Origin of the sequence: Bradyrhizobium sp. BR2003, assembly GCF_009720285.1 — a bacterium.
Classification (GTDB): domain Bacteria; phylum Pseudomonadota; class Alphaproteobacteria; order Rhizobiales; family Xanthobacteraceae; genus Bradyrhizobium; species Bradyrhizobium elkanii.
In genome coordinates this window covers 357547-380432 of sequence record NZ_SMYJ01000026.1, presented here as the reverse complement: position 1 = coordinate 380432, position 22886 = coordinate 357547, and the positions used below count along the sequence as shown (strand labels likewise).

Sequence of the window (22886 nt, the reverse complement as noted above, 5' to 3'; positions counted from 1 at the left end):
ATTCCAACGATGGACGCCCTGCCTGACCACATGCGCCCGGAACGTTCGTTCCAGGGCTTCATCCTGGCCCTCCAGCGGTTCTGGGCCGAGCAGGGTTGCGTCATCCTGCAGCCCTACGACATGGAAATGGGCGCCGGCACCTTCCATCCCGCGACCACGCTGCGTGCGCTGGGACCAAAACCCTGGAACGCGGCCTATGTGCAGCCCTCGCGGCGGCCCAAGGACGGCCGCTACGGCGAAAACCCCAACCGCCTGCAGCACTACTACCAGTTCCAGGTGATCATGAAGCCGTCGCCGCCGAACCTTCAGGACCTGTACCTGAGGTCGCTGGCCGCAATCGGGATCGACGCCGCCGTCCATGACATCCGCTTCGTCGAGGACGACTGGGAGAGCCCGACGCTCGGCGCCTGGGGCCTCGGCTGGGAATGCTGGTGCGACGGCATGGAGGTGTCGCAGTTCACCTACTTCCAGCAGGTCGCCGGCGTCGAATGCGCGCCGGTCGCGGGCGAACTCACCTACGGGCTCGAGCGGCTCGCGATGTATGTGCAGGGCGTCGACCGCGTCTACGACCTCAACTTCAACGGCCGCGAGGGCGCCGAGAAGGTGACCTATGGCGACGTCTTCCTGCAGGCCGAGCAGGAATATTCGCGGCACAATTTCGAGCACGCCGACACTGCGATGCTGTTCGAGCAGTTCAGGATGGCGGAAGAGGCCTGCCGCAAATATCTCGCCGCCGGCTGGCAAGAGAGTTCTAGGAATCCGGGTGGCAACAGTAAGGAACATCTGATGGCCTTGCCGGCCTACGACCAGTGCATCAAGGCGAGCCACGTCTTCAACCTGCTCGACGCCCGCGGCGTCATCTCGGTGACCGAGCGGCAGAGCTACATCGCCCGCGTGCGCGATCTGGCGAAGGCCTGCGGCGAGGCATGGATCCACACTGAAACGGGCAGGGCGGTCTGATGCCCGATCTTCTCCTCGAACTGTTCTCCGAAGAGATTCCCGCGCGCATGCAGGCCAAGGCGGCCGACGATCTGCGCCGCATGGTGACCGACAAGCTCGTCGCTGAAGGCCTCGTCTACGAGGGCGCCAAGGCGTTCGCGACCCCGCGCCGCCTGGCGCTCACCGTGCACGGCATTCCCGCCCGCCAGCCCGATTTGAAGACCGAACGTCGCGGCCCAAAGATCGGCGCCCCGGATGCGGCGGTGCAGGGCTTTCTGAAAGCGACCGGCCTCAAGTCGCTGGATGAAGCAAAGATCCAGAAAGATGCGAAGGGCGACTTCTACATCGCGCTGATCGAAAAGCCGGGCAGCGCCGCGATCGATGTCATCGCGGAGATGATCCCGGTGATCATCCGCACCTTCCCCTGGCCGAAATCGATGCGCTGGGGCGCGCGCTCGGCCAAATCGGGCTCGCTGACCTGGGTGCGCCCGTTGCACGCCATCACCGCGACCTTTGGTCTCGAAACCGAGGAGCCCGATATCGTCAAGTTCTCGGTCGACGGCATCGAGGCCGGGCAGACCACCTATGGCCATCGCTTCATGGCACCGGGTCCGATTTCGGTGCGCCGCTTCGAGGATTACGAGGCCAAGCTGAAGGCGGCAAAGGTCATCCTCGATCCGCAGGCGCGCAAGGACATCATCCTCGAGGACGCCAAGGAGCTGGCGTTCGCGCAGGGCCTCGAACTGGTCGACGACCAGGTGCTGCTCGACGAGGTCTCCGGCCTCGTCGAATGGCCGGTCGTGATGATGGGATCCTTCGAGGAGCAATACCTGTCGATCCCGGACGAGGTGATCCGCGCCACCATCCGCAACAACCAGAAGTGCTTCGTGGTCAGGGATCCCAAGACGGGCAAGCTGACCAACAAGTTCGTGCTGACCGCCAATATCGAGGCGCCCGATGGCGGCAAGACCATCGTCGCCGGCAACGAGCGCGTGATCCGTCCGCGACTGTCGGACGCGAAGTTCTTCTACGAGACCGATCTCAAGACCAAGCTCGAAGATCGCCTGCCGAAGTTCGAGCAGATCGTGTTCCACGAGAAGCTCGGCACCCAGGCGGAGCGCATCAAGCGAATCGAGAAACTTGCCGCCGAGATCGCGCCGCTGGTCGGCGCCGATGTCGAGAAGACCAGGCGCGCCGCTCGGCTCGCGAAGGCGGATCTGCTGACCGAAGTGGTCGGCGAATTCCCGGAGTTGCAGGGCCTGATGGGCAAGTATTATGCGCTGGCGCAGGGCGAGGATGCCTCCGTTGCGGCCGCAAGCGAGGAGCACTGGAAGCCGCAGGGGCCGACCGATCGCGTGCCGACCGATCCGGTCAGCGTCGCGGTGGCGCTGGCAGACAAGATGGATACGCTCGCGGGATTCTGGGCGATCGATGAGAAGCCGACGGGTTCGAAGGACCCGTTCGCGCTGCGCCGGGCGGCGCTCGGCGCGATCAGGCTGATCGTCGAGAATACGCTGCGCCTGCCGATCCTGAGGACGGCCAAATCCGCGTTGCTCGGATTGTCGGTCAAGGCCGATGCCGAAACGCTGCCGAAAGATCTGCTCGCCTTCTTCGCCGATCGCTTGAAGGTCCAGCTCCGCGACCAGGGCGCGCGTCACGATCTCGTCGATGCCGTGTTCTCGCTCGGCGGCCAGGACGATCTGCTGCTCGTCGTCCGCCGCGTCGAGGCGCTCGGCAAATTCCTCGACAGCGACGACGGCAGGAACCTGCTCGCGGGCACAAAACGCGCCAGCAACATCCTTTCGATCGAGGAGAAGAAGGACAAGCGGACCTTCGACGGTGCGCCTGACGCCGCGCTCTACACGCTCGATGAAGAGAAGACGCTGGCCGTGGCGATCGACCAGGTGAAGGCCGAGGCCTCCGCCGCCGTCGCCAAGGAAGACTTCGCCGGCGCGATGAGTGCGATGGCGAAGCTGCGTCCGGCGGTCGATGCGTTCTTCGACAAGGTCAAGGTCAACGACGACGATCCGAAGGTGCGCGAAAACCGCCTGAAGCTGCTCAACGAGATCCGCGCCGCGACGCGCGCGGTGGCGGATTTCTCCCGGATCGAGGGCTGATCGATGGACCGCGCGACGCTCGCCGCTTACGACAAGGACGCGGCGGCGTTTGCGCAGGACTGGCACGACCAGCCGCCACCTCGCGATCTGCAGGACATCGTCGCGCGTTTCTTCATCAAGGGCGGCGCGACCGCCGATATCGGCTGCGGCAGCGGCCGCGAGGTGGCCTGGCTGAATGCCCACGGCTTTGCAGCCGAAGGCTATGACGCCTCCGAGGGCCTGCTCGCGGAAGCACGCGCCCGCTATCCGACGCTGCGCTTTGCGCGCGCCGAGCTGCCTGACCTGTCCGGCATCGCCGCCGGCAGCTTTGACAATGTGCTGTGCGAGACCGTGATCATGCATCTCGATCACGCGCTGATCGCACCATCGGTCCGCCGCATGTTCGAACTCGTGAAACCCGGCGGCGTGCTCTATCTGAGCTGGCGAGTCACCGCAGGCCACGATACGCGCGATCCGCACGGCCGGCTCTACGCGGCCTTCGATGCGGCCCTGATACGGACCGAATTGGCGGCGGCCGAATTGTTGCTCGACGCCGAGGTTGTCAGCGCCTCGTCCGGCAAGGTCATTCACCGCATCATCGCGCGAAGGCGCGGCTGATCCGGCCTCCAGAAATATTTCGACACGATTTGCGATTTGTTAACCATGCCCTGCGAAGGTCCTGACGAAGCAACGGTTTCTTAAGACATCGCCCCTCGCGCCAATGCAGGGACCGCCCGATGACCTCGATCGGCACCACGCCCAATCCCTACGCCCAATATGGTTCGGCCTATGCGCGGGCAGCAGCGACGCCCTCACTGGCGGCGACCTTGTCGGGCGACGGCACCGCCGGCGATCTGTCGGCGTCCTCGGCGTCCAACGCCGCAACCAACCTCACGCTGTCGGACGCCGCCCGCGCGCAACTCGCCAAGGCGCCGCTGCCGGATTTTGCCGCCGTCGCCAGCGATGCGCGCATCACGCTCGATCGGCTCTACACGGTCGCCGGCGTCAAGGCACCGATCGTCGACGGCAAGACCACCATCGATCTCTCGACGCTGGACCGTCGCTCGCTGTTTGCGATCTCGACCAACAATGGCGGCAAGTTCACGCCGGACGAGCAGGCGGTTGCTGCCACCGAACTCAAGCAGCGCTTCGACAAGGCGTTGGAGCCGTCGCTGGCGACCACGCGCCTGACCGGCGACTACAGCGTCAGCTACCAGGCCGCGCTCGATTATCTCGATGGTGCGAGCGACGAGGAGAAGGCCACCGCAACCTGGGCCAGCCAGCGCGCCGCGGTGCTGAAGGGTGTTCAGGCGACGCAGCAGGATCCCAACACGGCGCCATCGGGAATTTCCGGCGATCTGATCGCGGCCGCGCTGGCGGGGACGGCGCCTCCCACAAAGAGCACCACGCGCGACTTCAGCAGCATCGCCAGCGATGTCCGAGCCTTCCTCGATCGGCAGAAGGGCGAGGCGGCGAAGAGCGGCAAGGAGCTGGTCTACGATTCCCGCCGCAAGACCGGACAGCTCGCCGACCTGTCTTCGCTCGACAACCGCTCGCTCTCGGCGATCTCGCTGAACCAGGGCAAGAAGTTCTCCACCGAGGAGATCTTCGCGGCCAAGCAGGAACTCAACACGCGGACGCGTCTCGCCGTGCTCGACGCGCTGAATCAGAGCCAAACCGCCGGCGATCCGCGCCAGTTCAGCCTCGGCATCCTCAAGCAATACTCCTCGATGAGCGCCGAGGAGCGCCAGGCGACCAACTGGACGCAGGATTTCCAGGACGCCGCGATCAAGAGCTACAAGTCGACCTCGACGTTGCTCTCGATCCTCAAATCGTGATCCCTCGACACTGAAGCGTTTTCTTCACGCAACCCGCAGCGGGTCGCGTGAAGAAAAACGCGTCAAGACCCGGCTCTGAAATCTCAAGACCAGGCTCTGGAATTCATCACAACACGACGGAAGAGCCCCGCCCGGAGGGGAGGCCGGACGGGGCTTTCTGGTCCGGTCGATCCTCGCGCACATCCGCTTGCGCGGCGCCCGGACTGTCGTTCAGGCGATCGTGCTGACGTTGATCTAGTCGACCACCTGAACGATCCGTCGCGAACGCGGCTCGACCAGAACGGTCTCACCGTTCACGACGGTGTAACGATAGGGCGTCGCGCCGAACCGCTGCGGCACGTCGTAATAGGTCACGCCGGCGTCCGGCAGCACGGTGCCGACCACGACGCGATCCGGAATGGTGTAGTTCGGTACACGCTCGCGCACAATGTATTCGCGGAATGCCGGACGCTGTTCGACCGCGATGCCTCCGTCATCCTCGACGGCGACAGCCGGACCACCGCGGACGATGCCGACGGTCTGGGCCTGTGCGGCAACAGCCGGCACCGTGATCGCGGCAGCAACCACTGCAACGGCAAGTAATCTGTTTCGCATGGCTCGCTCCATTCTTTTTCAGTGCGCGCCAGCCTTCGCCGATGCGCACGGCGAGCCAATGCATCGGCTGCGGTGATGTTCCGGACAACCGCCGCCATATACGCGGCAATTTGGAGCAATTTTCGTGAGTTGCGGGAACTCTCAGGCCGTGCGGGCGTCTTGATGTGGGAACCCCCCTCAGCGGATAGACTGCCGCTCGATTCGCTCCTCCAAGAAACCCCGGAGAACACTTCAATGACCATCACCGCTGGGCATCTGCCTGCTATCGTGGCTCTGATCGCAGGCGTCCTGATCCTGATCATGCCGCGGCTCCTCAATTACATCGTCGCGATCTATTTGATCTTCGTCGGGCTCGTGGGGATGGGTCTGCTGCGCTGGCTGCACCTCTAGCGGGAAAGCGGGGTTTCGCGGCTTGCGCGGAACCCCTCAAAATGGTGTAAGGCGCGCATCTTCGACCCCTCTTTTCGGATTGTTGTCTGACATGGCCAAAGCCGTCGCGAAGTCCAAGAAAACTGCCGAGAAAACAGCAGCGAAATCAAAGCCCTCCGCCGCAGCCCGCAAGGCCGCGCCCGTGCGCAAGGCGCTAAAGAAGAGCGCCCCGAAGGCGGCGCCGAAAGCCGCCCCCAAATCGGCTGCAAAGCCGGCCGCAAAGCCCGCCAGCAAGGCGCCGGCGAAGGCCGTTGCGAAGAAGGTCGCCCCGGCTGCGATCAAGGCCGGCAAGTGGGTCTATACGTTCGGCGACGGCAAGGCCGAGGGCCAGGCGACCTTGCGCAATCTGCTCGGCGGCAAGGGCGCCAACCTCGCGGAAATGGCCAATCTCGGCCTGCCGGTGCCTCCCGGCTTCACCATTCCGACCTCGGTCTGCACCTATTTCTACGAGCACGATAAGACGTATCCGAAGGAATTGAAAGCACAGGTTGAGAAGGCGCTCGACTATGTCGGCAAGCTGACCGGCAAGACGTTCGGCGACGCCAAAAACCCGCTGCTGGTCTCGGTCCGCTCGGGGGCGCGCGCCTCGATGCCGGGCATGATGGACACCGTGCTCAACCTCGGCCTGAACGACCGCACCGTGGAGGCGCTCGCCGAACTCTCCGGCGACCGCCGCTTCGCCTATGACAGCTATCGCCGCTTCATCACGATGTATTCGGACGTGGTGCTCGGCTTCGAGCATCATCACTTCGAGGACATCCTCGACACCTTCAAGGACGGCCAGGGCTATTCGCTCGACACCGACCTCACCGGCGACGACTGGGTCGAGCTGGTCGGCAAGTACAAGGAGGCGGTCGCCAAGGAGACCGGCCACGACTTCCCGCAGGATCCGCACGACCAGCTATGGGGCGCGATCGGCGCCGTGTTCTCATCCTGGATGAACGCCCGCGCGGTGACTTATCGCAAGCTGCACGACATTCCGGAATCTTGGGGCACCGCCGTCAACGTGCAGGCGATGGTGTTTGGCAACATGGGCGAGACCTCGGCCACCGGCGTCGCGTTCACCCGCAACCCCTCGACCGGCGAAAGCAAGCTCTACGGCGAGTTCCTGATCAACGCGCAGGGCGAGGATGTCGTCGCCGGCATTCGCACGCCGCAGGACATCACCGAGGAAGCGCGCCAGGAATCCGGCTCCGACAAGCTGTCGATGGAAGCCGCGATGCCGGTCGCGTTCAAGGAGCTGACGCGGATCTACACGCTGCTCGAGAAGCACTACCGCGACATGCAGGACATGGAGTTCACGGTCGAGCAGGGCAAGCTGTGGATGCTGCAGACCCGCGGCGGCAAGCGCACCGCGAAAGCGGCGCTGCGCATCGCGGTCGAGCTCGCCAATGAAGGCCTGATCTCGCGCAAGGACGCGGTGACGCGGATCGATCCGGCCTCGCTCGACCAGCTGCTGCACCCGACCATCGATCCGGCCGCCAAGCGCGACGTGATCGCGACCGGCCTGCCGGCATCGCCCGGCGCTGCCTCCGGCGAGATCGTGTTCTCGTCGGACGAAGCGGCCAAGCTGCAGGCCGACGGACGCAAGGTGATCCTGGTCCGCATCGAGACCAGCCCGGAAGACATCCACGGCATGCACGCTGCGGAAGGCATCCTCACCACCCGCGGCGGCATGACCTCGCACGCGGCGGTGGTCGCGCGCGGCATGGGCAAGCCCTGCGTCTCCGGCTGCGGCACCATCCGCGTCGATTACGGCCGCGGCACCATGAGCGTGGGCTCGCGCACCTTCAAGACCGGCGACGTCATCACCATCGACGGCTCGGTCGGCCAGGTGCTGGCCGGCCGCATGCCGATGATCGAGCCGGAGCTGTCCGGCGAGTTCGGCACGCTGATGGGCTGGGCCGACGAGGTCCGCAAGCTCGGCGTTCGCGTCAACGGCGATACGCCCGATGACGCGCGCACCGCGGTGAAGTTCGGCGCCGAGGGCATCGGCCTCTGCCGCACCGAGCACATGTTCTTCGAGGAGACCCGCATCCGCACCGTGCGCGAGATGATCCTCTCCGAGGACGAGCAGTCGCGCCGCGCCGCGCTGTCGAAGCTGTTGCCGATGCAGCGCGCCGACTTCGTCGAGCTGTTCGAGATCATGCAGGGCCTGCCCGTCACCATCCGCTTGCTCGATCCGCCGCTGCACGAGTTCCTGCCGCACACCCAGGCCGAGATCGAGGAAGTGGCGCGCGCCATGAACACCGATCCGCGCAAGCTCGCCGACCGCGCCCGCGAACTCTCCGAGTTCAACCCGATGCTCGGTTTCCGCGGCTGCCGTCTTGCGATCGCCTATCCGGAGATCGCCGAGATGCAGGCGCGCGCGATCTTCGAGGCCGCCGTCGAGGCCGGCAAGCGCACCGGCAAGCCGGTCGGTCTCGAGGTGATGGTGCCGCTGATCGCGACCAAGGCCGAGTTCGATCTGGTCAAGGCGCGGATCGATGCGACCGCCAACGCGGTGATGAAGGAAACCGGCGTCAAGCTGAGCTACCAGGTCGGCACCATGATCGAGCTGCCGCGCGCCTGCCTGATGGCGGGCGAGGTGGCCGAGACCGCGGAGTTCTTCTCCTTCGGCACCAACGACCTGACGCAGACCACCTACGGCATCAGCCGCGACGACGCCGCGAGCTTCCTCGGCACCTATGTCGCCAAGGGCATCCTCGAGATCGATCCGTTCATCTCGGTCGATCGCGACGGCGTCGGCGAACTCGTCAGGATCGGTGTCACCCGCGGCCGCAAGACGCGGCCGAGCCTCAAGGTCGGCATCTGCGGCGAGCACGGCGGCGATCCCGCGTCGGTCGCGTTCTGCCACGAGGTCGGGCTCGACTACGTCTCGTGTTCGCCCTATCGCGTGCCGATCGCGCGTCTCGCCGCGGCGCAGGCCGCGCTCGGCAAGGAGATCGCCAGCCAGGCGTGAGCGATTACGTAGTTCAGAGAACTGCAATGGCCGGGACCAAGTCCCGGCCATTTTTGCTTCTTGCGTGCGTTGTCGTCAGCACGCGGCGACGGTGCCGCGTAACACCTTGTTCACCATCCCTGTTGACCTGTTGTTTACGACCTTCGTGCGCCGTGCGTTTACCAAAGCGCGCAATGCAACATGCGAAACATCTGCGATCGCTTGAGTGTAGCGCGCGAGCAACGCCGATTAACTCCGCGGCAACCTAAACGGTTTAGCAACGAGAAAGGTCGAATTGCGCGGATGTACCGCGTTCGATTGCACTCAGTAAGCGTTGCGTGAGCGTACGATGTTTGTGTCGCGTAACCAGCCGAAGGGCGCACGTCTTGCGCTCTTCGGTCTCGGTCTTGGCATCTTCGCACTGATGCCGACCGAGATCGGATATCAGGATATTGCCTCGCTCCTGGCCCGGCAGCCCGGCGTCGCCGAGCGCTGGCAGAAGCGCGTCTTCGCCTCCGCCGTCGGCTCCATCCAGGTCGCGACCTACAGTTTCGGTCGTCCGATCGGCACGTCCGCGCCGCAAGCCCCGCAAATCCTGCTCGCAAGACTGGACAGTTCGAACCTCGACATCACCGGAACGGTGACGCGCAATCCGATCACGACCCCGCCGCCGCGCTACCAGGCATCTGATTTTCCCAAGGTCGATCGCACCCTGAAGGGCGATCGCCTCGTCGTCCGGCGGCCCGATCAGGTCGAACCTGCGGAGCCTGCAAATACCGCGCCGGCGAACGAGGATTCCGCGACATCGAATTCGTCGGTCAAAGGCATGAAGACCGCGACCGCGCCGGCCGACAGCGCGCCGCTCGATCCTGAATTGCAGGAGGCGCTGCGCGCGCCGCCCTTGCCGCAATATGCCAAGCCGTCGCCACAGCAGAACGACGTGTCGCTGTCGCTCGAGGCCAACCCGCTCGACGATCTGAAACCCGCGCCCGCGAAGCCCGCGGTTGCGCCCGCCGATGCGGCGCGCGAGCGCGACCCGTTCGCATTCCAGACCGCCAGCCTGTTCTTCGGCTCGTCGCTCGGCACACCGGAGAACCTCGAGCGCTGGCAGCCCGGCGAGGCGCCGGTTGTCGTGACGCCGGCAGCAACGCCCGATCCCGACATGAAGGTGATGGCATCGTTGCCGGTCGATGCCGACGGTCCGGTCAAGGCCGGCGAGATGGGCGAGAGCATCGCGCCGAAGGGCGAGGTCAATGCCGACGACCAGCACACCAAGACGCCGGCGGAGCGGCTCGGCCTGTTCGACGAGAAGTCGCGCGCCAAGTCGGAGAAGTGCCTCGCGGAGGCGGTCTATTTCGAAGCCCGCGGCGAAGCGGTGCGTGGCCAGATCGCGGTCGCCCAGGTGGTGCTGAACCGCGCCTTCTCCGGCAAATATCCGGAGACAGTGTGCGGCGTGGTCTACCAGAACAAGAACCGCCACTACGCCTGTCAGTTCACCTTCGCCTGCGACAACATCCCGGACGTCGTCCGCGAGCCCGACATGTGGGATCGCGCCAGGAAGATCGCGAAGGCGATGCTCGACGGCGAATTGTGGCTGCCGGAAGTCGACCGCTCGACCCACTACCACGCCTACTGGGTGCGGCCGTCCTGGGTCAGCGAGATGAAGAAGATGTACAAGTTCGGCGTCCATACCTTCTATCGCCCGCGCGCCTGGGGCGACGGCAGCGACGCGCCGAGCTGGGGCAACCCGGCCGAGACCGCCAAGATCTCGGCGCAGCTCGCCGAGGCCGCCCGGAGCTCGGCCGAGCAGGCCAGCGCCCGGCGATAGGGCCTTCTGCCGCCCGTTCCGCGGCCGGCGTGCCCCGGAATGACGGTCATCATCCTCTCCGATTCTGCAGAGCAGCCCTGCAGGCGAATATTTTTCTCCGACGCCTCTTGGGATTTCCATGCATCTGCATTAACTCCCCGTAACGTTCGGCGGGGCTGCTCCCCGCGCGGCAGTTGCGGGGGAAGACAAGATGGCCGTTACCACCGGGGATCTGCGACCGACGTCGGGCACGTGGCGCACGCCGCTTGTCATCATCGTCTGCGGCTGCGCGATTGCGCTGCTGAGTTTCGGCCCGCGCTCCAGCCTCGGCTTCTTCGTGCAGCCGATGAGCCATGAGTTCACCTGGGGCCGCGACGTGTTCGGCCTCGCGCTGGCGCTGCAGAACCTGCTGTGGGGGCTCGGCCAGCCTATCGCCGGTGCAATTGCCGACCGCTTCGGCCTGCTGCGCGTCATGATCGTCGGCGCGCTGCTGTATGCCGCGGGTCTATTGCTGATGTGCTATTCGACGACGCCGTTGTCGCTCGACATCGGCGCCGGCGTCCTGATCGGCTTCGGCCTGTCGGGCTCTTCGTTCAACCTGGTGCTGTCGGCGTTCAGCAAGCTGTTGCCGCCCGCGCAGCGTGGCATCGCGCTCGGCGCCGGCACCGCCGCAGGCTCGTTCGGCCAATTCCTGTTCGCGCCGTTCGGCGTCGCGATGATCGACAATTTCGGCTGGCAGACCGCGCTCCTCGTATTCGGCGCGCTGATGCTGCTGATCCTGCCGCTGTCGCTGGCGCTCTCGACGCCGCCGGCGGAGACGAATGACGCCGCGCCCGCCGATCAGCAGTCGTTCAAGACCGCGCTGGCCGAGGCGTTCGGCCATCGCTCCTACGTGCTGCTGGTGCTCGGCTTCTTCACCTGCGGCTTTCAGCTCGCCTTCATCACCGTGCATTTGCCGGCCTATCTCGCCGACCGCGGCATTCCGGCATCGACCGGCGGCTGGGTGATCGCGGCGATCGGCCTGTTCAACATCGTGGGCTCGCTCAGCGTCGGCTGGCTGCAGAACGTCTTCCCGAAGCGCTACATCCTGTCGGTGATCTACTTCACCCGCGCGCTGTCGATCATCGCCTTCATCTCGTTCCCGATCACGACCTTCTCGGCGATCGCGTTCGGCGCGATCTCTGGCCTGACCTGGCTCTCCACGGTGCCGCCGACCTCGGCGCTGGTGGCGCTGATGTTCGGCACGCGCTGGTTTGCGACGCTGTACGGCTTCGCCTTCGTCAGCCATCAGGTTGGCGGCTTCCTTGGGGTCTGGCTCGGCGGCATCGTGTTCGAGCAGTATGGTTCTTACACCCCGATCTGGTGGCTGTCGGTGCTGTTTGGCGTGCTGTCGGCGCTGATCAACCTGCCGATCGTCGAAAAGCCCGTCGTCCGCCCGGTTGCGCAGCCTGCCTGATCCTCTCTTTGAGCATGATCTGTCCGGAAAACCGGTTTCCACTTTTCCGGATCATGCTCTAAACCATTCCCCGAAACCAAGATTACGGGGAGTGCACATCGTGGCAACGTTCAAGGCAATCAGGATCGACAAGGCGGACAAGGGTACCACCGCCGCACTCACACAATTCGACGAAGCCGAGCTGATGGACGGCGACGTCACCGTCCGCGTCGAGTGGTCGACGCTGAACTACAAGGACGGCCTCGCACTGACCGGCAAGGCGCCGGTGGTGCGCCGGTTCCCGATGATCGCCGGCATCGATTTCGCCGGCACGGTCGAGCAATCCAGCCATCCGGACTGGAAGGCGGGCGACAAGGTCGTCTGCAACGGCTGGGGCATGGGCGAGACCCATCTCGGCGCCTATGCCGAAAAGGCCCGGGTCAAGGGCGATTGGCTGGTGCGGCTGCCCGACGGCATCTCGGCCCGCGATGCGATGGCGGTCGGTACCGCCGGCTATACCGCGATGCTTTCGGTGCTGGCGCTGGAGAAGCACGGTCTCACCCCGAAGAGCGGCCCGGTGGTGGTCACGGGTGCCGCCGGCGGCGTCGGCTCGGTGGCGATCGCCGTGCTCTCGAAGCTCGGCTACCACGTCATCGCGTCGACCGGGCGGATGTCGGAGACCGACTATCTCAAGGGTCTCGGCGCCACCGAGGTGATCGACCGCGCCGAACTGTCAGGTGCGCCCAAGGCGCTGGCGAAGGAGCGCTGGGCCGGCGGCGTCGACAGCGTCGGGTCGACCACGCTCGCCAACCTGCTGTCGATGACCAAGTATGGCGGAGCCATCGCGGCCTGCGGTCTGGCGGCCGGTATGGACCTGCCGTCGTCGGTCGCGCCCTTCATTTTGCGGGGTGTGTGCCTTCTCGGTATCGATTCAGTGATGTGTCCGATCGAGCTGCGGAGGACCGCCTGGCGCCGCCTCGCCAGCGATCTGGACAAGGCAAAACTGGCTGATATCACTCACGAAATCGTCCTGGACGAAGTCATGGGCTTTGGCGCGAAAATCCTCGGTGGCCAGGTCCGCGGCCGCATCGTGGTAAAAATAGTCTGAGGACGTTCAGACTTTACCAACCAAGCTGCTCCAATGTTGCCACTGTTGGTATGGTAAGCAGCGGGTAAAGAGACTTGCGGCATGATCCCGGGGGGCCGGGTTTCCTCGCGCAGACGCCGAGAAGCGTCGGTCGCGGGGATCATGCGCAACAAGGAGCGGGTGCCCGCGCTCGTCAGTGGAGTAGCTCATGCTTGCGCGTTTGGTTTTGGGGGCCGTCACGGCCGGAGCGATGGTCGTGCCGGCATTCGCGGGCATGATGAACGCCGATGAGGCCCGCAGGTTCGTCGCCGGCAAGGTATTCGCGTTCACCTGTTTCGATGGCACCCGTGGCGCCGGCCGCATCCTCGATGATCTGGGTGCGACAGGCTCGATCCAGTTCTCCGGCTCGGGGCCGATCCGTCACGTGCGCCTGCCCGGCAACACGCTGCAGATCCGCGGTCAGAGCGTTTGCGCGTCCCTGAAGGGCATTCCGTTCGAACCGTGCTTCAATCTCGACAAGCAGGACGACCGCACGTTCCGCGGTTCGGTCTCCGGCATGGGCTTTGCCTATTGCGATTTCCATCACCAGGGCGGCCAGCAGATGCTGATGGCGCGCGCGGCGGCGCGTCCGCGCTCGCTGCATCCGCGCACCCGATCCGCGGATGCCTCGCAGACCGAAGTGTCGCGCGTTGAGACGCCGCAGGTCGGAAGCGCGAAGCTCGAGCCGGTCAAGGCCGAGCCCGCCAAGGTCGAGAGCGCGCCGGAATTGCGCCGCTCCACTGACTAACCTTTCATCTGCGCGCTAGCGGGAATAGCGCCGCCAAGCCGTAGTCATACGGATGGCGGTCGCCACGCCTTGCTCGCTACTCAATACCTGGCGTTCGCCGCGAGGCGGGACATTGGGGACTCTGATTTTGAGTAGTCATATGGCGCAATATTTTTTTCGAATCAGTGACGGCGATTACGCTGGTGCATCCGACCACGCGACGGAGTTTGAAAGCCGCGATGTGGCCTGGGCCGAGATGACCAAGGTCTGCGGAAATTTCCTCGGCAGCATCTCGCGCAATCTGAAGCAGAACAGCGAATGGCACATGGAGCTGCTCGACGAGGGCAGAAAACCTGTGTTCAGGATTCGACTGGTCGCCGAGTCCGTCGACTGAAGCTGTTTTTCAGCACGGCAAGTTCTAACCCTCGGCCTGCGCGAGCGGCGGAGCGGCCCGCCTGCGAAACAGGATCCGCTGATACAGCCAGCCGATCGCGACCAGCACGATGCCAAGGCACATGAACGACAGCGCCCGGTAGACACCCGTGAGCGTCGACATGTCGATCAGGAACGCCTTCAGGATCGTCAACCCGATCACCGCCGCAGACGCGAGCCGTGCCCGCTGCGAGTTGACGACGACGCCGATGCCGAGCAGCGCGACGCCGAACATCAGCCAGGCGATCGAATAGGTGTATTGTTCCGCGCCCGTCGTCTCGCCGCGCGTCAGCACCGGTCCATGGTAGAGCCTGCGGATTTCGAAGGTGACGTAAGCGAGCGCAAGCACCAGCGCGCCGGCGGCGATCGTGTTGGCATAGCCGGCAGGACGATGGCCCGCCACCGCATAGGACAGCAGCAGCGCCAGCACCGCCGGCAGCGCGTAGCCGAGCAGCAGCAGGTTGATGAAGCTGCCGCCGACGTCCTGCCACCACAGCATCGGGTTCTCCAGCGCCAGCAGCCCGAACAGGCTGGCAAGCCCGGCGAACGCGGTCAGCAGGATCGCGCCGACATTATGCACGATGCTGCCGCTGCGCAGGCGCAGCCGCTCGAGTCCGATCGCCATCGCAAGCGTCACGCCGACCTGCAGTGCGACCTCGGTCAGCCCGGCGCTGGCGTAATAGACATCGCCGCGGTTGACCGCGTGGCGGATCTCCATGAAGGCGAGCAGCACCGTGAACAGGATCGCGGCGGATTCGACGATGCGCAGCGGGACGTCGTCGCGGTTGCGGCGCAGGAAATGGCCTGCCGCCCAGAATGACAGCGCCGGCACGCCATAACCCCACAGCAGCCAGTTGAAGATCGGCGTGGTGCCGACGGCGTCGCCCGCGATCCGCGGCTCATAGCCCACGCGCAGCACGACGATGCCGGCCAGAATCGCGGCAAGCCAGCGCAGGAACGGGATCGGCCGCCGCACCGACAGCCACGCCGTGCCCATCGACACCAGCGCGAGCGCGATAGTGAGCCAGCCCTTGTCGAGCGCGAAGGTCAGCGCCAGCGCCAGCGAGGCGAGGGCGCCGGTGGCGGACAACGCAATCGACGGCGACAGCTCCGGCCGCTCGCCGCGCCGGGTCAGCGCCTCGGTCGCGGCTGCGTAGGCCGCCGCCAGCAGCACGGCGAGGATCGCGAACGGGATCGAACGGTCGAGATGCGCGATGCGTGCATAGAGCGCGACCAGCAGCGCGACCGGCGTGAACACGGCCGCCGCGGCCCAGGTCACCGTGACCTTCGCGGTGGCAAAACGGAATTGTGCGAGGAAACCGGCGATGCCGAAGGCGGCTGCGAACAGCGCCGCGGTGACGAGATGCAGCGAGACCGAGCCGTCGGTCGCGGACGGACCGATGCCGGGGATCGCGCCGCCCGGCAGCACCAGCATGTCGACGTTGCGGCGGACGGCCCATTCGCCGAATACAATGAACACGAAGATCGACGCGGCGCCGATCGCACGGGTAGCGGCAGGCGCCCGCCAAGCGACAAGCAGGCTTGCGGCTGCCAGCAGCGCAAAGCCGATCATCGCCGTGTCGGCGTGGGCGCTGTTGAGCACGATCAGCATCGCGCCAAGCAGATAGGCGGCGAGCGAGCCCGACGAAATCGGCTCGATCTCCTCACCATCGCCGTCAGGGCCGAACATGAAGCCGCAGACCACGAGCAGTGCCGCCAGCACGAAGCCCGCGATGACATGGAAGACATGGGGTGCGATCATCTCGGACCCGCATGCCAGGCATGGGAAGGTCCACAGCAGCGCGAAGGCGATCGTCGTGACCGCGAGCCAGCGCCACAGCCGGATGCGCGCGAGGCCGAACGCCGCCGCCGTGACGATGGCGAGGTAGATGTAGAGCGACCAGAAGTCGGGTTTGTCTGACGACACCAGCAGCGGCGTGACGAAGGCGCCGACGATGCCGAGCCCGGCCAGCGCGGGTCCGTGCAGTAGCGCGGCGGCCAGCGTGCCGAGCGCGACCATGCCGAGCAGGATGAAAGCGGTTGCGGGCGCGAGGAAGTCGTACAGCGCGTAGGCGGCGTAGACGGTGGCGAATGCCACGGCGGTGCCGGCCGCGGTGAGGATCGCCGGGATGTTGGCGATCGGCAGCGCCGCGATATTGGAGATGCTTTCCTGGCGCCTCGTCCATTCACCGGCGCCGAGCAGCGCCAGCGCAAATAGTCCGCCGAGCAGCGTGCGAACGCCGGGGCCGAGCAACCCGGCCTCGATCGAATAGCGCACCATGAAGAAGCCGCCGAGCGCGAGCGTCAGGCCGCCGATCCAAACCACCCAGCGCGTGCCGAGCGTCTCCTCGAAGCCGGGTGCCGGCTGCGGCGGGGCTGGCGGTTCTTGCAGGGGCGGTGGCGCGGCACCGGGCGCGTCCGCGGTCGGTCCGGCTTGCGTATCCGGCTCGCTGCGAGCTGCCTCCGGGAGCGGCGGCGGCGTGATGGAAGGCGCCGTCGGCGGCGTCTGCTCGAACGCCTGCAGCGGAGCCAGCGGCGGCGGCACGGCCGTCGGCGCGGCGGCGCCGCCCGCTGCCTCGATTGCATCCAGGCGCCGCTGCAGCAGGTCGATCCGGCCCAGCGCCTTGCGCGCGAAAATAATCGCGACGATGGCGAGGACGAGCGTCAGGAAGTCGAACGGCGAATCGAACATGGGCCTCCAGCAGGACGCGCCGGACTTGGCCAGCCGGCGGCCCGTCGCAACCTAGTAGTGCAGTGAGGAGGACCGGAAGTTCAAGCGATCGGCCGTGGCCGGCCGCGCTTAGTCCAGATCGATGTGGAAAGGCCGGCCTTCGACGCTCATGCTGCCGGGACCCATCGCGTCGAGTGCGCGCAGCATCCGGCCCTCGCGCCCCAGCGCCTTGTCGGCGAGGCTGACGATCAGCCGGTTGGGGGCCGCGATCGGCGAGGCCTCGCGGATCATCCGGGCGATGGACATTTCGTCGCGGTGCGGGTTGAGCGCGCAGACCGTGGCGAACGCGCTCGCGGTCGAGCGGCTGATGCCGGCGTAGCAATGCACCACCATCGGTGCTTGGCGATCCCAGCCGCGCACGAAGCTCAGCACCTTCTCGATATGCGCCTCGTTCGGCGCGACGAACCCGTCCATCTGTTCGATGATGTCGTCCATCGACACCTTCAGATGATTGGCCGGAAGCACGGAAGGCGGCCGCTGCACCTGGTCGACATTGGCCATCACGGTCAGCACATGGCTGGCACCAGTGGCACGAACCGTGTCGGAGAGTGCGGCAAGCGAGCAGACGTGAAGCATGATGGTCCTTCTATCGGGTACGCCGGATTATAACGGCTGCTCCCGAGCGGGCAAAGGCGGGGGTGCTATGCCGATTCTGCGTTTTGCGGCGCAACCGGCGGCACGGGTGCCGCGCCTACGACGCGTGCAATGCCTTGAAGCGCTCGAGGAACTGCTTTTCGGCCCGCGCTGCGGTCCACGGCGTCAGATAGTCGCGTTCGGTCGCTTCGGGCAGTTCCGGATCGCGGCCGAACAGCCGCTTGGCCTCGGCTTGCGAAAATCCCGCCAGATGCGTCGCCTCCAGATACGCGGCGCCGCGATCGGCGGCCTTGATCTGCTGGGTGATCTCGTCCGCCAGCACGGCGGGCAGGCCGAAGCGGACATGGATCGCCGACAACAGCCGCTTTTCCACCACCTTGTATTCGCCTGACAGCACCGCCTTGAACGGCGAGATCATGTCGCCGATGACATATTCGGGTGCGTCATGCAGCAGTGCGGCGAGACGATGGCTGATGTCGACGCGCGGCATCTGCTGGCGCATCACCGCCTCGACCAGCAACGTATGCTGCGCCACCGAAAAGATGTGCGCGCCGCTGGTCTGGCCATTCCAGCGCGCGACCCGCGCCAACCCGTGCGCGATGTCGACGATCTCGATGTCGAGCGGTGACGGATCGAGTAGGTCCAGCCGGCGTCCGGACAACATCCGCTGCCAGGCGCGGGTTGTCTCCGTCGATTTGCGCGCCGTCATTTTTTCTTGAGCCGCGGCGTGCGGAGCTTGCCGCTGCAGGCTTCGTGGCAGAAGCAGGTGACGAGGTGGTCGTTGACCATGCCGGTCGCCTGCATGAAGGCGTAGACGATGGTGGGGCCGACGAACTTGAAGCCGCGCGCGCCGAGTTCCCTGGAGACCTTGATCGAGACCGGCGTCGAGGCCGGCACGCTCGCGGTGGTCTTGAACTGATTGACCTTCGGCTTGCCGTCGACAAAGTCCCACAGGAATTTCGAGAAGCCCGGGCCTTTCTCCATGATCTCCAGATACCCTTTCGCACTCGCCACCGCGCCTTCGATCTTGGCGCGATTGCGGACGATGCCGGCGTCGTTCATCAGCGCGTGCACCTTCTTGTCGTTGTAGCGCGCGATCTTCTCGGGCTGGAAATCGTCGAAGGCTTTGCGGAAGTTCTCGCGCTTGCGCAGGATCGTGATCCAGGACAGGCCGGCCTGGAAGCCGTCGAGGATCAGCTTTTCATAGAGGGCGCGGTCGTCATATTCCGGCACGCCCCATTCATTGTCGTGATAGGCGACGTAGAACGCATCCTCGCCCGGCCAGGGGCACCGTGTCTTGCCGTCGGGATGCAGTTGCGCGGTACGGCTCATGCGACGGTCTGCTTGGGTGTGATGCGGACGGCGTCAGGTTCGGCGAGGTGAAGCGACAGCCCGCCCGCGGTCAGCGACACGCCGGCGTCGAGCGCGTCGGCGACGCGGTCGATGCGGACCAGCGCGAGACCATTCTCGCCAGCGGTCGAGCCGATGGTGCCGACCTGCTTGTCGCCGGCCAGGATCGTTGCGCCAGCCTCTGGCGCGGGGCCATCGAGAATGATCTTCACTGTGCGAGTGCGCGCCGTGCCGCGGTGCTGCATGCGCGACACCACCTCCTGCCCGACATAGCAGCCCTTGTCGAAATCGACGCCGTTGAGGCGGTCCATATTGGTTTCGTGCGGGAAGGCGTCGCCATACATGAAGTCGAGCCCGCCGCGCGGCACGCCGGTGGCGATCCGATGCGCCTCATAGGCGCCAGAGTCGACGAGATCGGCGCCGATCAGCTCAGCCAGCTTCTGCTTCAAATCTTCAGGGATCAGGATGCGCCAGCCGAGCGCTGGGTTGCGCGGATCGGCGAACTCGAGATCTGGTGTCGCCGCCGGCTCGCCATCCCAGGCTGCCAGCACACCGAGGCTGTCGGAAAGGTCCTCGACCACGACCTTGGCGCGCAGCTTGTAGAAGCCGAGCTTGTCGGCAAGGCCCTTGGCGAGCGCGCGCGGCGCGTCGATCAGGAAGCCGCCGCCATGGCCGGAGGGTATCTCGGTGATCAGGAAATCGACGATGATCTTGCCCTGCGGCGTCAGCAGCGCGCCAAACCGGGCCTGTCCCGCGCGCAGCTCGGCGATATCGGCGGTGATGAGGCCGTTGAGGAAGTTGCGGGCGTCCTCGCCAGAGACCTTGACCACGCCCCGATCTGGAAGAAACGCTGCTTTCATTCGCAAAATTGGCTCTTTTTCCAAGTTCCTTGGGAAACGCGCAGGCCGCGATATCCCCTGCCAAGCTAAGGCGCTAGAGTGCGCCGAACAAGGCCCGCGCGACAGCCGAAAGCGGGCGTCGAGGACCGATGAATCAGCATTTTGACACCATTCTAAAATCCGGCACTGTGGTCAATCAGGACGGCGAGGGCGTGCGCGATATCGGTATCGCGGGCGGCCGCATCGCCGCGATCGGCTCGCTCGGTCAGGCCTCGGCCGGCGAGGTGATCGACTGCAAGGGCCTGCACATCCTGCCCGGCGTGATGGACACCCAGGTGCATTTCCGCGAGCCCGGGTTGACCCAGAAGGAAGACCTCGAGACCGGCTCGCGCAGCGCTGTGATGGGCGGGGTCACCGCCGTGTTCGAGATGCCGAACACCAATCCGCTGACGGTCACCGAGGAGGCCTTCACCGACAAGATCAAGCGCGGCCGCCATCGCATGCATTGTGATTTCGCGTTCTTCATCGGCGGCACCCGCGAGAACGTGCAGGATCTGCCGGAGCTCGAGCGCGCCCCGGGCTGCGCCGGCGTCAAGGTATTCATCGGTTCCTCCACCGGCGCGCTGCTGGTCGAGGACGACGAGAGCCTGCGGCGGATCTTTCAGGTGATCCGGCGCCGCGCCGCGTTTCACGCCGAGGACGAATATCGCCTCAACGAGCGCAAGCCGCTGCGGAACGAGGGCGATCCGCGCTCGCATCCGGTGTGGCGCGACGAGACCGCTGCGCTGATGGCGACCGAGCGCCTGGTCAATCTCGCGCGCGAGACCGGCAAGCGCATCCACGTGCTGCACATCTCGACCAAGGAAGAGATTCTGTATCTGCGCGACCACAAGGATGTCGCCTCCTGCGAGGCGACGCCGCATCATCTCACCATGGCCGCGCCGGAGTGCTACGAGCGGCTCGGCACGCTGGCCCAGATGAACCCGCCGGTGCGCTCGGCCGACCATCGCGCCGGCATCTGGTACGGCATCGAGCAGGGCATCATCGACGTGCTCGGCTCGGATCACGCGCCGCATACGCTGGAGGAGAAGGCCAAGAGCTATCCGGCCTCGCCGTCGGGCATGACCGGTGTGCAGACGCTGGTGCCGCTGATGCTCGATCACGTCAATGCCGGGAGGCTGTCGCTACAGCGCTTCGTCGATCTCACCAGCGCGGGGCCCGCGCGCCTGTTCAACATCGCCTGCAAGGGTCGCATCGCGGCGGGTTACGATGCCGACTTCACCATCGTCGACCTGAAGCGGAGCGAGACCATCACCAACAAATGGATCGCCTCGCGCGCCGCCTGGACGCCCTATGACGGCGTGCGGGTGCAGGGCTGGCCGGTGGGTACCTTCGTGCGCGGCAGGCGGGTGATGTGGCAGGGCGAAGTCACGACACCGTCCACCGGTGAACCGGTCCGGTTCCTCGAGGCGCTGAAGCAGTAGCGGATCTTACTGTCGGGCCAATGCCAGCGAGAACTCGCCGTTGCGCACGCGCGCGGCGAGGCCCTCGGCGAATTTCGCCACCGCGTCCTCGCCATAGGTGCCGACGAGCTCGGCCAGCGCCGCGAACAGGCTCGCCTGCGCGAGGCAGTCGCCATCGACGCCGTCGTGACGTGCTTCAGCCCAGGCCTCGTTCAGGTAGCCCAGCGCGGCCTGCTTCTGCTCGTGGTCGGGTCGCGGGTCTTGGTGATGGGGGAAGGACGCTGGATGGCGCATGAAACTCTGCAAAATGACTGCGCGCGGTCCGAGGAGCGAACCACTGCGACGTGCGAGATGTATCACGCATGCGGGTACCGCCTAGCCCACATCTTTCGAAAAGGTTAACGGCCGCCTCGGCATTTAAAGGGGAATTCCGGATATCCGGGCCGCGATCAGCCGAATGAGCTGTGGATATGGTCCAGCACCGCGCGCGGCGTGGCGCAGAGATGGCTGGCGCCGGCCTCGGTCAGCTCTTCCGGCGTGCCGTAGCCATAGGTGACGCCGATCGCCCGGATGCCGTTTCGATTCGCCCCGATCACATCGTGGCTGCGGTCGCCGATCATCAGGGATTTGTCCGGATCGGCCCCGGTCTGTGCCAGCGCATAGGCGAGCAGGTCGACCTTATTGACCCGGGTTCCGTCGAACTCAGAGCCGAACACGTGGTCGAAATAGCCGCCAAGGCCGAAATGCGCGATGATCCGCGTCGCGAACACATGCGGCTTCGAGGTCGCCACGAACATCCGGCCCGGCGCCTGACGCAGCTCGGCCAGAACCTCCGCGATATCGGGATAGACCGCGTTCTCGAACAGCCCGACATCGCCGAATCTTTCGCGGTAGAGCTCGACCGCGCGATCGGCGAGCTCCTCGCCGCCGAGCAGCATCGCAAAGCTCGCCCTGAGCGGCGGCCCGATGCACCAGGTCAGGTCATCTTGCGAGGGAACCGGGCGGCCGAGCTTTTCCAGCGCGTACTGGATCGAGCCGGTGATGCCGGGCTTCGGGTCGGTCAGGGTGCCGTCGAGGTCGAAGAAGATCGCCCGTTCAGTTGGCATAGCGGGCCGTCAGGTCGCGGGAGATTTTCGAGCCCTCCTCGATGTACCGGCGGATCGCCACGGTGGCCGCGGGCGTGCAGGTCCGGTAGGTCTGCTGGAAGCCGTTGTAGCCGCGGTTGAAGCCCGCGATCATGCGGGCGCGGCGGTCGCCGGAGGGAGTCTCGGCATCGATCAGCGCCTGCATCTCGTTGCGCCATTTGGCGCCCTCGTTGGAGCCGCAGATGCCGCGCAGATAATGCAGGGCGCCGAGGATCTCGGCCAGCCGCTGCAAATCGCCGTCGAACGGCGCAGCCGCGTCCTGCGCCCGGGCGGGCGTCGCAAGGCATGCCGACATCAGGATCACAACGGCGAGAAAGGCTCTGATCATCAGGGGTTCCGGATGGCGGTGGTATGCCCCCTCAATGCGCCCGAGGCAAGGCGGCAGGACCCGCCAAAGCCG

At 65.7% G+C, this 22886-nt stretch carries 21 protein-coding genes; 12 read left to right on the top strand and 9 right to left on the bottom strand.

Annotation, left to right across the window (positions count from 1 at the left end):
• Positions 1 to 9: 9 nt before the first annotated feature.
• The 4 genes from E2I15_RS20795 (at position 10) to E2I15_RS20780 (ending at position 4873) form a co-directional block, all read left to right on the top strand.
• On the top strand, positions 10 to 960 hold the full coding sequence (locus tag E2I15_RS20795; protein WP_137480453.1) for a glycine--tRNA ligase subunit alpha: 951 nt from the start codon (positions 10 to 12) through the stop codon (positions 958 to 960).
• Complete coding sequence (gene glyS / locus E2I15_RS20790; protein ID WP_137480455.1) at positions 960 to 3056, top strand: glycine--tRNA ligase subunit beta; 2097 nt, start codon at positions 960 to 962, stop codon at positions 3054 to 3056. Before E2I15_RS20795 ends, glyS begins: the two co-directional genes overlap by 1 nt.
• Before the next feature lie 3 nt (positions 3057 to 3059).
• Positions 3060 to 3653 carry a class I SAM-dependent methyltransferase gene (locus E2I15_RS20785; protein ID WP_137480457.1) on the top strand — a complete coding sequence of 198 codons (594 nt, stop codon included), beginning with the start codon at positions 3060 to 3062 and terminating at the stop codon, positions 3651 to 3653.
• Between the two features lie 119 nt (positions 3654 to 3772).
• Entirely contained in the window at positions 3773 to 4873 is a 1101-nt protein-coding gene (locus tag E2I15_RS20780) for a hypothetical protein (protein ID WP_137480459.1), read from the top strand.
• 234 nt (positions 4874 to 5107) lie between these two features.
• On the opposite strand, the gene E2I15_RS20775 is transcribed toward E2I15_RS20780, so the two are convergent.
• A complete protein-coding gene (locus E2I15_RS20775; RefSeq protein WP_137480461.1) occupies positions 5108 to 5467 on the bottom strand; it encodes a DUF1236 domain-containing protein in 360 nt (119 codons plus the stop codon).
• A gap of 234 nt (positions 5468 to 5701) precedes the next feature.
• Here E2I15_RS20775 and E2I15_RS20770 point away from each other — a divergent pair, with 234 nt between their 5' ends.
• The 7 genes from E2I15_RS20770 (at position 5702) to E2I15_RS20740 (ending at position 14326) form a co-directional block, all read left to right on the top strand.
• Positions 5702 to 5857 (top strand): DUF3096 domain-containing protein, encoded by a 156-nt coding sequence (locus tag E2I15_RS20770; RefSeq protein ID WP_016844375.1) that lies wholly within the window; start codon positions 5702 to 5704, stop codon positions 5855 to 5857.
• 91 nt (positions 5858 to 5948) lie between these two features.
• Positions 5949 to 8858 (top strand): pyruvate, phosphate dikinase, encoded by a 2910-nt coding sequence (gene ppdK, locus E2I15_RS20765; RefSeq protein ID WP_170991627.1) that lies wholly within the window; start codon positions 5949 to 5951, stop codon positions 8856 to 8858.
• A gap of 328 nt (positions 8859 to 9186) precedes the next feature.
• Positions 9187 to 10665, top strand: a complete 1479-nt coding sequence (locus E2I15_RS20760; protein WP_137480465.1) for a cell wall hydrolase — start codon at positions 9187 to 9189, stop codon at positions 10663 to 10665.
• Between the two features lie 190 nt (positions 10666 to 10855).
• Positions 10856 to 12100 carry an MFS transporter gene (locus E2I15_RS20755; protein ID WP_137480467.1) on the top strand — a complete coding sequence of 415 codons (1245 nt, stop codon included), beginning with the start codon at positions 10856 to 10858 and terminating at the stop codon, positions 12098 to 12100.
• Positions 12101 to 12200: 100 nt separating this feature from the next.
• Positions 12201 to 13187 carry an acrylyl-CoA reductase (NADPH) gene (acuI, locus tag E2I15_RS20750; RefSeq protein WP_137480469.1) on the top strand — a complete coding sequence of 329 codons (987 nt, stop codon included), beginning with the start codon at positions 12201 to 12203 and terminating at the stop codon, positions 13185 to 13187.
• Positions 13188 to 13374: 187 nt separating this feature from the next.
• Complete coding sequence (locus tag E2I15_RS20745) at positions 13375 to 13953, top strand: hypothetical protein (protein ID WP_137480471.1); 579 nt, start codon at positions 13375 to 13377, stop codon at positions 13951 to 13953.
• 139 nt (positions 13954 to 14092) lie between these two features.
• Positions 14093 to 14326 (top strand): DUF6894 family protein, encoded by a 234-nt coding sequence (locus E2I15_RS20740; protein ID WP_016844381.1) that lies wholly within the window; start codon positions 14093 to 14095, stop codon positions 14324 to 14326.
• Between the two features lie 24 nt (positions 14327 to 14350).
• Here E2I15_RS20740 and E2I15_RS20735 read toward each other — a convergent pair whose 3' ends face one another.
• The 5 genes from E2I15_RS20735 to ygfZ form a co-directional block, all read right to left on the bottom strand.
• On the bottom strand, positions 14351 to 17056 hold the full coding sequence (locus tag E2I15_RS20735; RefSeq protein WP_137480473.1) for a DUF2339 domain-containing protein: 2706 nt from the start codon (positions 17054 to 17056) through the stop codon (positions 14351 to 14353).
• Positions 17057 to 17164: 108 nt separating this feature from the next.
• The gene (locus E2I15_RS20730; RefSeq protein ID WP_137480476.1) at positions 17165 to 17671 is read right to left on the bottom strand and encodes a tyrosine phosphatase family protein; all 507 of its coding nucleotides are present in this window, start codon (positions 17669 to 17671) and stop codon (positions 17165 to 17167) included.
• Positions 17672 to 17786: 115 nt separating this feature from the next.
• Positions 17787 to 18398, bottom strand: a complete 612-nt coding sequence (locus E2I15_RS20725; protein WP_028343721.1) for a YfbR-like 5'-deoxynucleotidase — start codon at positions 18396 to 18398, stop codon at positions 17787 to 17789.
• Positions 18395 to 19021 (bottom strand): DNA-3-methyladenine glycosylase I, encoded by a 627-nt coding sequence (locus tag E2I15_RS20720; protein ID WP_137480478.1) that lies wholly within the window; start codon positions 19019 to 19021, stop codon positions 18395 to 18397. Before E2I15_RS20720 ends, E2I15_RS20725 begins: the two co-directional genes overlap by 4 nt.
• Positions 19018 to 19899, bottom strand: coding sequence for a CAF17-like 4Fe-4S cluster assembly/insertion protein YgfZ (gene ygfZ / locus E2I15_RS20715; protein WP_137480480.1), 882 nt, complete (start codon positions 19897 to 19899; stop codon positions 19018 to 19020). Before ygfZ ends, E2I15_RS20720 begins: the two co-directional genes overlap by 4 nt.
• A gap of 128 nt (positions 19900 to 20027) precedes the next feature.
• Between ygfZ and E2I15_RS20710 the strand changes: the two genes are divergently transcribed.
• Positions 20028 to 21362, top strand: coding sequence for a dihydroorotase (locus tag E2I15_RS20710; protein ID WP_137480482.1), 1335 nt, complete (start codon positions 20028 to 20030; stop codon positions 21360 to 21362).
• A 6-nt stretch (positions 21363 to 21368) separates the two neighbouring features.
• Here the strand turns inward: E2I15_RS20710 and E2I15_RS20705 are convergent, their stop codons facing one another.
• From E2I15_RS20705 to E2I15_RS20695, 3 genes are all read right to left on the bottom strand, one after another.
• The gene (locus tag E2I15_RS20705) at positions 21369 to 21635 is read right to left on the bottom strand and encodes a hypothetical protein (RefSeq protein ID WP_028332620.1); all 267 of its coding nucleotides are present in this window, start codon (positions 21633 to 21635) and stop codon (positions 21369 to 21371) included.
• Between the two features lie 155 nt (positions 21636 to 21790).
• Positions 21791 to 22447, bottom strand: coding sequence for an HAD family hydrolase (locus E2I15_RS20700; RefSeq protein WP_137480484.1), 657 nt, complete (start codon positions 22445 to 22447; stop codon positions 21791 to 21793).
• Complete coding sequence (locus E2I15_RS20695; protein ID WP_028343726.1) at positions 22437 to 22814, bottom strand: TIGR02301 family protein; 378 nt, start codon at positions 22812 to 22814, stop codon at positions 22437 to 22439. Before E2I15_RS20695 ends, E2I15_RS20700 begins: the two co-directional genes overlap by 11 nt.
• Between the last annotated feature and the right edge of the window lie 72 nt (positions 22815 to 22886).